Origin of the sequence: Pseudomonas sp. I2, from assembly GCF_040984075.1 — a bacterium.
In the GTDB taxonomy this organism is placed as follows: Bacteria; Pseudomonadota; Gammaproteobacteria; order Pseudomonadales; family Pseudomonadaceae; genus Aquipseudomonas; species Aquipseudomonas guariconensis_B.
The window spans coordinates 1-14,278 of the sequence record NZ_JBCGFQ010000047.1 but is presented as its reverse complement, the minus strand read 5'-3'; the positions used below and the strand labels follow the sequence as shown (position 1 = coordinate 14,278).

Annotated in this window: 10 protein-coding genes; 2 read left to right on the top strand and 8 right to left on the bottom strand. The window is 66.6% G+C overall.

Annotated elements, in window-relative coordinates; translation table 11 throughout:
* Positions 1-44: 44 nt before the first annotated feature.
* The 8 genes from moaA to WCE05_RS20690 all read right to left on the bottom strand — a co-directional run bounded on the left by moaA (position 45) and on the right by WCE05_RS20690 (position 11,497).
* A complete protein-coding gene (gene moaA, locus WCE05_RS20725) occupies positions 45-1,034 on the bottom strand; it encodes a GTP 3',8-cyclase MoaA (protein ID WP_368816481.1) in 990 nt (329 codons plus the stop codon).
* A 66-nt stretch (positions 1,035-1,100) separates the two neighbouring features.
* Complete coding sequence (locus WCE05_RS20720) at positions 1,101-1,946, bottom strand: peptidylprolyl isomerase (protein ID WP_368816480.1); 846 nt, start codon at positions 1,944-1,946, stop codon at positions 1,101-1,103.
* A gap of 47 nt (positions 1,947-1,993) precedes the next feature.
* Positions 1,994-2,689, bottom strand: a complete 696-nt coding sequence (narI, locus tag WCE05_RS20715; protein WP_225786577.1) for a respiratory nitrate reductase subunit gamma — start codon at positions 2,687-2,689, stop codon at positions 1,994-1,996.
* Positions 2,682-3,434 (bottom strand): nitrate reductase molybdenum cofactor assembly chaperone, encoded by a 753-nt coding sequence (gene narJ / locus WCE05_RS20710; protein ID WP_368816479.1) that lies wholly within the window; start codon positions 3,432-3,434, stop codon positions 2,682-2,684. The genes narI and narJ overlap by 8 nt, the downstream gene beginning before the upstream one ends.
* Positions 3,435-3,436: 2 nt before the next feature.
* On the bottom strand, positions 3,437-4,975 hold the full coding sequence (gene narH, locus WCE05_RS20705) for a nitrate reductase subunit beta (protein ID WP_225786579.1): 1,539 nt from the start codon (positions 4,973-4,975) through the stop codon (positions 3,437-3,439).
* 10 nt (positions 4,976-4,985) lie between these two features.
* Entirely contained in the window at positions 4,986-8,756 is a 3,771-nt protein-coding gene (locus WCE05_RS20700) for a nitrate reductase subunit alpha (RefSeq protein WP_253090691.1), read from the bottom strand.
* Positions 8,757-8,817: 61 nt separating this feature from the next.
* Positions 8,818-10,233: a NarK family nitrate/nitrite MFS transporter gene (locus tag WCE05_RS20695; RefSeq protein ID WP_225786581.1), complete on the bottom strand. Its 1,416-nt coding sequence runs from the start codon at positions 10,231-10,233 to the stop codon at positions 8,818-8,820.
* Positions 10,234-10,252: 19 nt separating this feature from the next.
* Complete coding sequence (locus tag WCE05_RS20690; RefSeq protein ID WP_225786582.1) at positions 10,253-11,497, bottom strand: nitrate/nitrite transporter; 1,245 nt, start codon at positions 11,495-11,497, stop codon at positions 10,253-10,255.
* A 231-nt stretch (positions 11,498-11,728) separates the two neighbouring features.
* Between WCE05_RS20690 and WCE05_RS20685 the strand changes: the two genes are divergently transcribed.
* Positions 11,729-13,528: a HAMP domain-containing protein gene (locus WCE05_RS20685; RefSeq protein ID WP_368816478.1), complete on the top strand. Its 1,800-nt coding sequence runs from the start codon at positions 11,729-11,731 to the stop codon at positions 13,526-13,528.
* Complete coding sequence (narL, locus tag WCE05_RS20680) at positions 13,525-14,163, top strand: two-component system response regulator NarL (protein WP_253080263.1); 639 nt, start codon at positions 13,525-13,527, stop codon at positions 14,161-14,163. The genes WCE05_RS20685 and narL overlap by 4 nt, the downstream gene beginning before the upstream one ends.
* Positions 14,164-14,278: the final 115 nt, after the last annotated feature.

The window sequence follows — 14,278 nt, the reverse complement described above, 5'->3', positions numbered from 1 at the left end:
GGCTGTCTTGCAGCCCGCCAGCATCTGGCCAGTTCGTACAAACCCTATCCCCCGCTGGCATTCATGAACCGCAGCACCTGCACCTCATCGCTGTCGAACCGGTGCCGGGCAGGCTTGCGCAGCACGGTCTGGCGTATCGCCTCGAGCACGGGCGCGTCATCACCAGGATGACGCCGCAGCAGCCCGCGCAGGTCCAGCGCGTGCTCATGGCCCAGGCACAGCAGCAGGCGCCCCTCGGCGGTCATGCGCACGCGGTTGCAGGTGTCGCAGAAGTGCTGGCTGATCGGCGAGATGAAACCGATGCGCGTACCAGGATGCCCGCTCACCCGCACGTAACGGGCGGGGCCGCCGCTCTGCTCAGCGCTGTCGATCAGTGCATGGCGTTCGGCGATGCGCTCGCGCACCCAGGTGCTGGCGCAATAGCTTTCGTGGCGTGAGCGGCCCACGTCCCCCAGCGGCATTTCCTCGATGAAGCTGATATCCAGGCCGTGGGCGATGGCGAACTCGACCAAGGCGGGCACTTCGTCGCTATTGCGGCCATGCATCACCACGGTGTTGAGCTTGATGGCGGCAAAACCTGCCGAGCGTGCCGCCTCGATGCCGTGCAGCACACGGTCGAGCTCACCGGTGCGGGTGATGGCACGGAAGCGTTTGGGGTCGAGGGTGTCGAGGCTGATGTTGAGGCGCTTGACGCCAGCCTGGGCCAACGGATGGGCCAGTTTGGCCAGTTGCGAGCCGTTGCTGGTCATCACCAGTTCGTGCAGGCCCGGCAGCGTCGCGATACGCTCGCACAGGCCGACGATGCCAGGGCGCACCAGCGGCTCGCCGCCGGTGAGGCGGATCTTGCGCACGCCCTGGCTGACGAACAGCCGCGCCACACGCTCGATTTCTTCCAGGCTCAGCACCTGCTGGCGGGGAAGGAAATGCATGTGTTCGGCCATGCAGTAGACGCAGCGCAAATCGCAGCGGTCGGTGACCGAGATGCGCAGGTAGTCGATTTTCCGGCCGTGGCCGTCGAGCAGCGGGGTGTTCATTCGGAGAGTCCTTGGGGCTGCCTGGCAGCCCATCGCCGGCAAACCCACGAAGAGGCGCGCAAAACGCTATTGAACCAACGGCGAATCCGCGCCATCGAGCAAGATGCCGCGGATATCAGCCTGGCCGACCAGGTTCTTGAGGTACTGCGCCACCGCCACCTGCCACACGCGCTGATCGAGCTCGGCACGAATCGCCTCGTGCACCACCGCGAACGGCAACGCACGGCCTTCGACACGCTGGTCGACCCACACCAGGTGCACGCCATAGCGGCTTTCCAGCGGCTGCTGCGCCAGCCCTGGCGGCAGGCGCAGCAGTTGCCGCTCGAACTCGGGCACGGTCTGCCCCAGGCTGATCTGCCCCAGCGCCCCGCCCTGCTCTTTCGACGGGCACCCCGAATGGGCCAGCGCCAGCTCGGCGAAGCGCGCGCCATCCTCGGCCAGCTGGGCGATCAGGCGTTCGCCCAAGGCCCTGGCGTGGCTGCGCGCCTCGGCATCGTCCGGGGCGCAGGCCAGCAGGATATGCCGCACGGCCAGCAGCGGCGCGCTGGTGTAGCGTTCGCGGTTGTTGTCGTAGTAGTGCCGGCAAATGGCTTCGTCGGCACCCGGCAGTTGCAGCTCCTGCTCGATCAGCATCCGGGTCAGCGCCTCTTCCTCGCTTTCGCCCTGCGCGCACTGCGCCTGCAAGCCCAGTTGCGCGATGCGCTGGCGCAGCAGTTCACGCACCACCAACGCCTGGCTGGCCAGGAAGATCGCCTCCTCGCGGCTCGGCGCCGGGTGGTACTGCAGCTCGCGGGCGATCGCCGCCCCTTCGAGGGCCACGCCATTGACCGTGATACGCGGCCACTGCAGCTCGCTGGTCGCGATCAGCGTCGCGGCATCCGGCAGCTGCTCGTGGGTATTTGCAATGCCCATGTTCGGGCCTCCTTCATCCAGTGCGGGGGCTCGCGCCCCCACGGTCATCAACCTTTCTGGCGCACGATCTGGTAGCGCCGGCCCAGGTACCACACCGGCGCGCTGACGAAATGCACCAGGCGGGTGAAGGGGAACAGCACGAACAGGGTCAGGCCGAGGAACACGTGCAGCTTGTACACCAGGCCCACCTGGGCGATCGCCGCGGCCGCCCGTTGCGGTTGCAAGGTCACGGTGTACTGCGCCCAGTCGGCCAGCATCACCATCACCGAGCCGTCCAGGTGCTGGGTGGACGCGACGATGGTCAGCAGGCCGAGCGACAGCTGGGTCAGCAACACCACCAGGATCAGGATGTCGGAGACGCTCGAGCTGGCACGTACCCGTGGGTTGAACAGGCGCCGATGCAGCAACATCACCAGGCCGATGAAGCACAGCACGCCGAAGAAACCACCCGACACCATGGCCAGCAACTGCTTCTCGGCAGTGCCGATGACATGGTGGTACACCGCCTCGGGCGTCAGCAGGCCGACGAAGTGGCCGGCGAGGATGAACAGCACGCCGACGTGGAACAGGTTGCTGGCGATGCGCATGTAGCGCCGGTCGGCCGGGGTCTGGCTGAAGATCTGGCTGGAGCCGGCCTTCCAGCTGTACTGCGACAGGTCGAAGCGCGCCCAGCTGCCGACCAGGCAGATGGCCAGGGCGATGTACGGGTAGACCCCGAACACCAGCAGATCGACGTTAGACATTGCGCACCTCCCGAGCCTGGGCATCCGCCCCCTCATGCTTGAAATCCACCCAGTGCAACGGCACCGGCACCTCCTCGCGCGCCTTGCCAGGCGCACGTGGCTGGCTGGCGCAGCGCTCCTGCTGCTCGGCCTTGAGAAAGTCCACGGCCTCTTCCTCCCAGACCTTGTCCATCGCTTCCAACGAGTCGTCGCGTGGCTCGTCGGCCACCCGTTCGCGGGCAGCCTCCATGACCTGGCCCGATTGCACCCCGGCGATCTGCAACAGGGCCCGGAAACACGCCGCGTAGCGGCTGCCCCGCTCCTCCAGGCGCGCAGCCAGCAGTGCCAGCAGGTGCGCTACATCGGCCAGGCCCTCGCGGGCGCCCAGGTCGTCGCAGGTCGCGAGGTACTCCAGGTACAGCGGGATGTAGTCCGGCAGCTCGCGCACGCCGATGGCAAAGCCGGCGGCTTCGTACTGGGCCATCAGGTCGACCATGGCCTGGCCACGGTCGCGGGACTCGCCATGCACGTGCTCGAACAGCAGCAGGGACAACGCCCGGCCCCGTTCGAACAGCGCGTCGTAGCGCTCCTGGACATCCATTGGCTCGGCGCCGGTCAGTTCGTCGAGCAGGCAGCGCAACGCCGCGCGCTGGGCGGGGCTGATCTGGCGGGCGGCGTCGATCGCCTGGGCCAGCTCGGCACGGGCCTGCCACAGCGGCGCCTCGGGGTAGTCGAGCAGCAGGGAAATCACCTTGAGAATGCGCATGTTCATTTCTCCCACAGCTGGACGGTCTTGAGCACATCGCGGCGGTTGGCCTTCTTCGCCCCGAACAGGTTGATGTCGGAGCTGCCGCCACACCCGCTGCCAAAGCTGAAGCCGCAGCCGGAACGCTCGGCGAAGGCGTCGCTCATGGCCTCCTCGCGGTGCGCCGAGGGCACGACGTAGCGGTCTTCGTAGTTGGCGATGGCCAGGTAGCGGTACATGTCCTCGCACTGGGCCTGGGTCAGGCCGACCGAGGCCAGCACGTCCAGGTCGCGCACGCCGTCCACCTGCTCGGCGCGTTTGTAGGCGCGCATCGCCAGCAGGCGCTTGAGGGCCAGGCGCACCGGCGCTTCGTCGCCGGCGGTGAGCAGGTTGGCCAGGTAGCGCACCGGGATGCGCAGGCTGTCGACATCGGGCAGTACGCCATCCAGGCTCACGCTGCCGGCAGCGGCGGCGTTCTGGATCGGCGACAGCGGCGGCACGTACCAGACCATCGGCAGGGTGCGGTACTCCGGGTGCAGCGGCAGGGCCAGTTGCCAGTCCACCGCCAGCTTGTACACCGGCGACTGCTGCGCCGCCTCGATCACCGACATCGGCACGCCATCCTTCAGGGCCTGCTCGATGACCTGCGGATCGTTAGGGTCGAGGAACATCTCCAGTTGCTTGCGGTACAGGTCCTGCTCGCCCGGGGTGCTGGCCACCTCATGGATGCGGTCGGCGTCGTACAGCAGCACGCCGAGGTAGCGAATACGCCCGACGCAGGTTTCCGAGCACACCGTGGGCATGCCCGCCTCGATGCGCGGGTAGCAGAAGATGCACTTCTCGGACTTGCCGCTCTTCCAGTTGAAATAGATCTTCTTGTACGGGCAGCCGCTGATGCACATGCGCCAGCCACGGCATTTCTCCTGGTCGATCAGGACGATGCCGTCTTCCTCGCGCTTGTAGATCGCCCCGCTGGGGCAAGACGCCGCGCAGGCGGGGTTCAGGCAGTGCTCGCACAGGCGCGGCAGGTACATCATGAAGGTGTTCTCGTACTCCCCGTAGATGTCGGCCTGGACCTGATCGAAGTTCTTGTCCTTGCGCCGCTTGGCGAACTCGGTGCCGAGGATCTCCTCCCAGTTCGGCCCCCACTCGATCTTCTCCATGCGCTGGCCAGACACCAGCGAACGCGGCCGCGCCACCGGCTGGTGCTTGGCCTGCGGCGCGCTGTGCAGGTGCTGGTAGTCGAAGTCGAACGGCTCGTAGTAGTCGTCGATGGCCGGCAGGTCAGGGTTGGCGAAGATATTCGCCAGCACCCGGAACTTGCCGCCGATGCGCGGGTTGATCGAGCCATCGCGGTTACGCACCCAACCGCCTTTCCACTTGTCCTGGTTCTCCCATTCCTTGGGGTAGCCGATACCGGGCTTGCTCTCGACGTTGTTGAACCAGGCGTATTCCATGCCTTCGCGGCTGGTCCAGACGTTCTTGCAGGTGATCGAGCAGGTGTGGCAGCCGATGCACTTGTCCAGGTTCAGGACCATGCCGACTTGCGATCGAATCTTCATGGCTATCTCCTCAGAGGTCGTTGGGCAGTGGCTGTGGCAGGGCATCGCCGCCCAAGCCACCGACATCGGTGCCATCGAGCCAGTCGACCTTGCTCATCTTGCGCACCACGACGAACTCGTCGCGGTTGCAGCCGACCGTGCCGTAGTAGTTGAAACCGTAGGCCTGCTGGGCATAGCCACCGATCATGTGGGTGGGCTTGAGCACCACGCGGGTCACCGAGTTGTGGTGGCCGCCGCGGGTCTTGGTGCTCTCGGCACCAGGCACGTTCACGATGCGTTCCTGGGCGTGGTACATCATCGCCATGCCCTCCTTGACCCGCTGGCTGACCACCGCACGGGCAGTGAGCGCACCGTTGGCGTTGAAGCACTCGATCCAGTCGTTGTCCTCGATGCCGACCTTCTTCGCGTCGATCTCCGAGAGCCACACGATCGGCCCGCCACGGCTCAAGGTGAGCATGATCAGGTTGTCGCTGTAGGTGCTGTGGATGCCCCACTTCTGGTGCGGGGTGATCCAGTTGAGCGCGATCTCCGGGTTGCCGTTGGGCTTCTTGCCCTTCACGTAGTCCACGGTGCGGGTGTCGATCGGCGGACGATAGCTTTGCAACTGCTCGCCGAAGGCCTGCATCCACGGGTGGTCCTGGTAGAACTGCTGGCGGCCGGTGAGGGTGCGCCAGGGGATCAGCTCGTGGACGTTGGTGTAGCCGGCGTTGTAGCTCACGTGCTCGTCCTCCAGGCCCGACCAGGTGGGGCTGGAGATGATCTTGCGCGGCTGCGCCTGGATATCGCGGAAGCGGATCGCCTCATGCGCCTTGGGCACGGCCAGGTGGCTGTGGTCGCGGCCGGTGAACGCCGACAGCGCGGCCCAGGCCTTCACCGCCACATGGCCGTTGGTTTCCGGCGCCAGGCTGAGGATCACTTCGGCGGCGTCGATGGCCGACTCGATCTTCGGCCGGCCCTGGCTCACGCCTTCGTCACGCACGGTGTGGTTGAGCTCGGCGAGGAACTCCACCTCGTGCTCGGTGTTCCAGTTGATGCCCTTGCCGCCGTTGCCAAGCGTGTCGAGCAGCGGGCCGAGGGAGGTGAACTTCTTGTAGGTGGCCGGGTAGTCGCGCTCGACCACGGTCATGTTCGGGCAGTTCAGGCCCGGCACCGGCGCCACGCCTTCGGTCTTCCAGTCGCTGCCGCCGAACGGCTGGGCCAGCTCGCCGGGGGTGTCGTGCAGCAGCGGCACGGTGACCAGGTCCTGCTCGACACCCAGCTGGCCTTCGCTCATGGCCGAGAACGCCTTGGCGATGCCCTTGTAGATCTCCCAGTCCGAACGCGCTTCCCAGGCCGGGTCGATGGCGGCGGACAGCGGATGGATGAACGGGTGCATGTCCGAGGTGTTCATGTCGTCCTTCTCGTACCAGGTCGCGGTCGGCAGGACGATGTCGGAGTACATGCAGGTCGAGGACATGCGAAAGTCCAGGGTGGTGACCAGGTCGAGCTTGCCGATGGCACCTTCCTCCACCCACTCGGCTTCGCTCGGCTTGACGCCGCCGCGCTTGCCCAGGTCTTCGTTCATCACGCCGTTGCGGGTGCCGAGCAGGTACTTGAGCATGTACTCATGGCCCTTGCCGGAGCTGCCCAGCAGGTTCGAGCGCCAGATGAACAGGTTGCGCGGGAAGTTGGCCGGGTTGTCCGGCTGCTCGCAGGCAAAGCGCAGGGAGCCGTCCTGCAGCGACGTGAGCACGTAGTCCTGCGGCGTCATGCCGGCCGCGGCGGCATCGCGGGTGATCTGCAGCGGGTTGCGGTTGAGCTGCGGCGCGCTGGGCAGCCAGCCGGCACGCTCGGCGCGGATGTTGTAGTCGAGCATGTGCTCGGGGAACTGCGACTTGTCGGCCAACGGCGAGAGCACTTCGTGGATGCTCATCTTCTCGTGGCGCCACTGCGAGCTGTGGTTGTAGAAGAAGCTGGTGCCGTTCATCTGCCGGGGCGGACGGCTCCAGTCCAGGCCGAAGGCCAGCGGCAGCCAGCCGCACTGCGGGCGCAGCTTCTCCTGGCCGACATAGTGGGCCCAGCCGCCACCGGTCTGGCCGACGCAACCGCAGAGCATGAGCATGTTGATCAGCCCGCGGTAGTTCATGTCCATGTGGTACCAGTGGTTCATCGCCGCTCCGACGATGATCATGCTGCGGCCATGGGTCTTGTCGGCGTTGTCGGCGAACTCGCGGGCAACCTGGATGGCCTTTTCGCGCGACACGCCGGTGATGCGCTCCTGCCAGGCCGGGGTGCCCGGCACGCTGGCGTCGTCGTAGCTGCTGGCCACGTTGGCGCCACCCAGGCCACGGTCGATGCCGAGGTTGGCGGCCATCAGGTCGAACACCGTGGCGACCTTGGCCTGGCGGCCGTCGGCCAGGGTCAGGGTGCGCACCGGCACACGGCGCAGCTGGACCTCGTCGCCCGGGGCGGCGGCGAAGTGTTCGTGGTACTGGCCACCGAAGTAAGGGAAGGCCACTTCGGCGACATCGCCGTCGCCGATCAGGCTCAAGCGCAAGTCGGTGCTGCGCCCCTCACCGCCCTCGCGGGCCTCGATGTTCCATTTGCCCTTCTCGCCCCAGCGGTAACCGATGGCGCCCTGTGGCGAGACCAGCCCGGCGCTGTTGTCGTCGATGGCAATGGTCTTCCACTCGGGGTTGTTGTCCTGGCCCAGGTTGCCAGCCAGGTCCGAGGCCCGCAGGAAACGGTCGGCGCTGTAGCCATCGTCCCGCGCCTGGAGCAGCACCAGCATGGGCAAGTCGGTGTAGCGCTTGGCGTAGCTGCGGAAGTAGTCGCTGGGCGTGTCGAGGTGGAACTCCTTGAAGATCACGTGGGCGAAGGCCTGGGCCAGCGCCGCGTCGGTACCCTGCTTGGGGTTGAGCCAAAGGTCGGTGAGCTTGGCCACCTCGGCGTAGTCCGGGGTGATGGCCACGGTCTTGGTGCCCTTGTAGCGCACCTCGGTGAAGAAGTGCGCATCCGGGGTTCGAGTCTGCGGGACGTTGGAGCCCCAGGCGATGATGTAGTTGGCGTTGTACCAGTCGGCCGACTCCGGCACGTCGGTCTGCTCGCCCCACACCTGCGGCGAGGCCGGCGGCAGGTCGCAGTACCAGTCGTAGAACGACAGGCACACGCCACCGATCAGCGACAGGTAGCGGGCACCGGCGGCGTAGCTGACCATCGACATGGCCGGGATCGGCGAGAAACCCACCACCCGGTCCGGGCCATGCTGCTTGACGGTATGCACGTTGGCTGCGGCGATGATCTCGTTGACTTCGTCCCAGCTCGAACGCACGAAGCCACCCATGCCGCGCTGGCACTTGTACGACTCGGCCTTGGCCGGATCGTCGACGATGCTGGCCCAGGCGTCCACGGGCGCCAGCGTGCGGCGCGCCTCACGCCACAGCTTGAGCAGCGGCTTGCGCACCTTGGGGTATTTCAGGCGGTTGGCGCTGTAGATGTACCAGCTGTAGCTGGCACCGCGCGGGCAGCCGCGTGGCTCGTGGTTGGGCAGGTCGCTGCGGGTACGCGGGTAGTCGGTCTGCTGGGTTTCCCAGGTGATCAGGCCGTTCTTCACGTAGATCTTCCAGGAGCACGACCCGGTGCAGTTCACCCCATGGGTGGAACGCACGATCTTGTCGTACTGCCAACGCGAACGGTAGACGTTCTCCCAGTCGCGGGACTCCTGGCGGGTCTCGCCGTGGCCATCGGCGAACTCACCCTGCTTGCGCTTGAAGAAGCGCATCTGGTCGAGTAGGTGGCTCATGTTCTGTTCCTCTCAGGCTGAGCGCGGTGGCCCGCGCTCGTGGTCAAGTCGTCGGGCTCGGTCAGCAAGGGGTCTCGGCGCCTTTGCGCGAGTACCACCACCAGGTCACCAGGATGCAGCTGACGTAGTAGGCGATGAACGCGTACAGGGCCGCTTCCGGCCCCCCGGTCAGGGCCAGGGAGCTGCCGAAGCTCTTGGGGATGAAGAAGCCGCCGAAGGCGCCGACGGCGGAGCTAAAGCCCAGCACCGCGGCCGACTCCTTGCCCGCCTCGCGCAGGGCCCGCTCGCGTTCGGCCGGCTGGGCCTTGGCGCTGGCGCGTTCGTGCAGGGTGCGGAAGATCACCGGGATCATGCGGAAGGTGGAGCCGTTGCCGATGCCGGTGGTGACGAACAGCACCATGAACATGCTGAGAAAGCCGAAGAAGTGCCCCGCCTCACCTTCGCCGGGCAGGAAGGCGATGACCCCAAGCACGGCGGCGATCATCAGCACGAAGTTCCACAGGGTCACCCGCGCCCCGCCAAGCTTGTCCGAGATCCAGCCACCCAGTGGCCGTGCCAGGGCCCCGACCAAGGGGCCGAGGAAAGCGAACTGAAGCGCATTGACCTCAGGGAAGGCGGTCTTGATCAGCAGCGGGAAGGCGGCGGCAAAACCGATGAACGAGCCGAAGGTGGCCAGGTACAGCCAGCACATCAGCCAATTGTGCTTGCGCTTGAAGATCACCGCCTGCTCGGAGAACGAGGCGCTGGCGCATTTGAGGTCATTCATGCCGAACCAGGCGGCGAGGGTCACCAGGATGATCAATGGCACCCAGACCAGGCCGGCGTTCTGCAGCCACATCGCCCCGCCATCGGCCAGTTCGCTCGGCTCGCCACCGGCGGCGCCGAACAGGCCCACGCCGATGACCAGCGGCACCAGGAACTGCATCCCGGACACCCCCAAATTGCCCAACCCGGCATTCAGGCCCAGGGCCGTGCCCTGCTGCGCCTTGGGGAAGAAGAAGCTGATGTTGGACATCGACGAGGCGAAGTTGCCGCCGCCGAAGCCGCACAGCAGCGCGATGATCACGAACACGCTGTAGGGCGTGGCGGTGTCCTGCAGCGCCACGCCCATCCACACGGCCGGCAGCAGCAGCGAAGCGGTGCTCAGCGCGGTCCAGCGGCGGCCGCCGAACACCGGCACGATGAACGCATAGAACACCCGCAAGGCCGCACCGGACAGGCCCGGCAGCGCCGCCAGCCAGAACAGCTGGTCGGTGGTGAAGGCAAAGCCTGCGGCGTTCATGCGCACGATCACCGTGCTCCATACCATCCACATGGCGAAGGCCAGGAACAGCGCGGCGATGGAGATCCACAGGTTGCGGCTGGCGATGGCCTTGCCGGTGGCGCCCCAGAACTGCGGGTCTTCCGGACGCCAGTCTTCGATCACTGGCCCCGGCTGGAGCGCACCGCCCACAGCGGGGTTGTTGGATGCCGACATGATCAGTCTCCTCGAGGTTTCAGGAATCGGAACGGGGGGTGCCGAGGACGGGTGTCCGACGGACTTCGCTGAGGTACATCCAGATCAGCGAGACCCAGACCACGCCGTACAGCAGCATGAAGTTGGAGCTGCGCACGCCGGTCAGGTCGACCAGCGCACCGAACAGGATCGGCAGGACGAAGCCGCCCAGGCCGCCGGCCAGGCCGACGATGCCGGACACCGCACCCATGCGCTCCGGGAACTCGTCGGCGATGTACTTGAACACCGAGGCCTTGCCGAAGGCCCAGGCGACACCGACGACGAACATCAACAGGGTGAACACCCAGGCGTTGAGGCCGATGTGGAAGGTGCGCGGGCCGTCGACGGTGTGCAGGGTGAGGTCGGTCTGCGGGTACGACAGCAAGAACAGGCACACCCAGCTCACCCACAGCACCCACCAGGTCACGCTGTGCGCGCCCCAGCGGTCCGACATCCAGCCGCCCAGCGCACGCAGCACGCCGCCCGGCAGCGAGAAACAGGCGGCCAGCAGCGCGGCGCCCTGCAGGCTGAAGCCGTATTCGGCGACGTAGTACTGGGTCATCCACAGGGCCAGGGCAACGTAGCCGCCGAAGACGATCGAGTAGTACTGGCAGTAACGCCAGACGCGGGGGTCCTTGAGGGTGGCGAGTTGCTCGCGCAGGGACACGCTGGCCGCCACCCGGTGCGACTTGTCGTCGAAGGTGAAGCACCAGAACAGCAGCGCAGTGACCAGCAGGATCGCCGCGAATGCCTTCGGCACCATCTGCCAGCCGGCAGCGACGATGATCGCCGGGGCGAGGAACTTGGTCAGCGCCGAGCCGGCGTTGCCGGCGCCGAAGATGCCCATGGCCAGCCCCTGCCTGGACGCGTCGAACCACTTGGCGACGTAGGCGATGCCTACCGAGAACGAACCACCGGCAAGGCCGACGAACAGGCCCAGGACGAGGAACTGCCAGTACGCGGTCGCATGGCCGATCAGGTAGATCGGCAACACGCAGGCCAGCATCAGCACGAAGAACACGATGCGCCCGCCGAAGCGGTCGCCCAGCATGCCCAGCGGCAGGCGCACCAGCGAGCCACTGAGCACCGGCGTGGCGGCCAGCAGGCCGAATTGGGTTTCGTTGAGGTCGAGCAGATCCTTGATAGGCACCCCCAGCACCGCGAACATCATCCACACCATGAAACAGACGGTGAACGCGGTCGTGCTCATCCCGAGCACCAGCCCCTGTTGTACCTTGCGTTGCATGAACGCTCTCCAGGGCGACTTGTCCAGCGCAGGCTAGGAGCATGCCGGCAGGCCACGATTGACCTGCATCAAGGCGGCAGGGGCCGGGGCGGGCTTACCATGGCGGCATCTACCACCAAAGTGGTAGAGCCTTACTTGGCGGTTTAATCCTTTTAAATCAAATAGTTAGTCAATATTGCAGGACGCTTCGCGACGCCACTGGACGGCCTGGGATTCTTTGGAGGTAGCGCGATGCTGAACTGGCTGAAGAGCTCGCTGCCCGCGCGGGCAGGGCTGGCCGTGGTCCTGCTGGCCACCCTCAGCCTGGCCAGCACCTTCAGTGCCGTGCTGATCGCCCGGGTCAGCGAGAACGACGCCGCGGCCATGAACACCGCCGGCTCCCTGCGCATGGCCACCTTCCGCCTCAACTGGCAACTGGCGTCCGATGCCTCGGCCGCCACCCTCGAGCAACTGCGCCAGGACATGCAGCAGCGCCTGGCGAGCCCAACGTTGGCGTACACGCTGCAAGACGGCGACGACAGCCCGGTCGGCAAGGCCTTCTCGAAGGTCCTCGGACAATGGCAAGGTCACTTGCTGCCGGCGCTGGAGGCCAATGACCGGCAATTGTTCCAGCGCGAGGCACAGGTGTTCGTCGACCATCTCGAAGACTTCGTCCTGCAACTGCAGAAACAGAGCGAGCGGCGCCAGGGCTGGCAACAGAACATCCAGGGCGCGGCGCTGCTGATCACCGTGGTCATCCTGCTGGTCGGCCTGTTCGAGCTGCACAGCGGTGTGATCGCACCGCTACAGGAGCTGGTCCGCGCCACCGAGCGCTTTCGCGCCGGCAAGCTCGATGCGCGCATCCGCTATCGCTCGCGCGACGAACTGGGGCAGATGGCCGATAGCTTCAACGCCATGGCCGAGGCCATCGAACAGTCCCACCGCACGCTGGCTTCGCGGGTCGCGGAGAAAACCCAGGAACTGGCCCAGAGCAACGCCGCCCTCGACCTGCTCTGCCATGCCAGCCGCAGCATCGCCACCCAGCCGACCAGCGCCGAGCACCTGGACGCACTGATCGTCAGCTTCCAGCAACGCCTGCCCGGCCTGCGCCTGTCGCTGTGCCTGCGCGGCGGAGCCGAGGCCGGCCAGGGGCAACTGATCGCCCTGCATGGCGACAACGACACCCGTGAAGTGTGCGCCCCCCAGGACTGCGCCGGTTGCGAACGCCAGCGCCTGGCCAACCGCTTCAGCCTGCAGGTCAGCTCCCAGGGCAACGTGCTCGGCGACCTGCGTGCCCACTTCATCGACGGCCATGCCGCCCACCCATGGGAGCGCGAACTGATCCAGGCCCTGGCCGACCTGATCGGCACCAGCCTGTCGCTGGAAGGCCAGCGCGAGAAGGACAACCGCTTGCTGCTGCTCGACGAGCGCACCACCATCGCCCGCGAGCTGCATGACTCCCTGGCCCAGGCCCTGTCGTACATGAAGCTGCAGGTCAGCCGCCTGCAAACCCTGATCCGCCGTGGCGAGAACGCCGAGCACCTGCTGGTGGTGAGCGATGAACTGCGCGAAGGGCTGAACAATGGCTATCGCCAGTTGCGCGAGCTGCTGACCACCTTCCGCCTGCAGATCCAGGACGGTGGCCTGGAGCAGGCGCTGGAGGACACCGCCCGCGAGTTCGCCGAACGGGGCGCGATGCGCGTACACCTGCAACAGCAGCCGCTGGCCTTCAGCCTCGGCGCCAACGAACAGATCCACGTGCTGCAGATCGCCCGCGAAGCGCTGTCCAACTGCGCCCGCCACGCGCAGGCCAGCGAGGCCTGGGTGCACGTGCGCCAGCTGGGCGGCGAGGTCGAGTTGCTGGTGGAGGACGATGGCATCGGCATCCAGCCCGGCTACGACGGCCGCCTGCACCATGGCCTGAACATCATGCAAGAGCGCGCCCGCAGCCTGGGCGGCCAGCTCAGCCTGGCCCCCCGTGAACCCCATGGCACCCAGGTGCGACTACGTTTCGCGCCGAGCTTTTTGCGTCAACCCGAGGTACTCGCATGAACGCTACCGCCCCTCACACCCTGCTGCTGGCCGACGACCACCCGATGATGCGCCGCGCGCTGCGCCAGTTGATCGAGCTGGAGCACGACCTGGTGGTGGTCGGCGAGGCCAACAACGGCCTGGAAGCCTGCGCCCTGGTGGAGCGGCTGCAGCCGGACCTGGTGGTGCTCGACCACAACATGCCTGAACTCAACGGCGTCGAAGCGCTCAAGCGCCTGCGCGAGCAGGGCTATGCGGGGCGGATCCTGCTGTTCACGGTGTCCGATGCCGAACAGGATGTGAGCGATGCCATGCGCTTCGGTGCCAATGGCTACCTGCTCAAGGACATGGAGCCGGAGCTGCTGATCGACAGGTTGCACGAGGTGCTGGCGGGGGGCCTGGTGGTCAGCCCATCGCTGACCACGGTGCTGGCCCAGGCGCTGCGGGCATCCCACGGCGCCAGCTCGCAGGACCTGACGGACCGGGAGCGGCAGGTGTTGAAGATGATCGCCGGCGGGTTGAGCAACAAGATGATCGGCAACAAGCTGGGGATCACCGAAGGGACGGTGAAGGTGCATGTGAAGAACCTGCTGCACAAGCTGGGGCTGCGCTCGCGGGTGGAGGCGGCGGTCTGGGCGCTGGAGAACCTGCGCTAGGGCCTGCATTCCCGGGGCCGCTTCGCGCCCCATCGCCGGCAAGCCGGCTCCCACAGGGACCGCGGCGACCACATATGATGCGGTTTGGCGGGGCGCTGTGGGGGCCGGCGGGCCG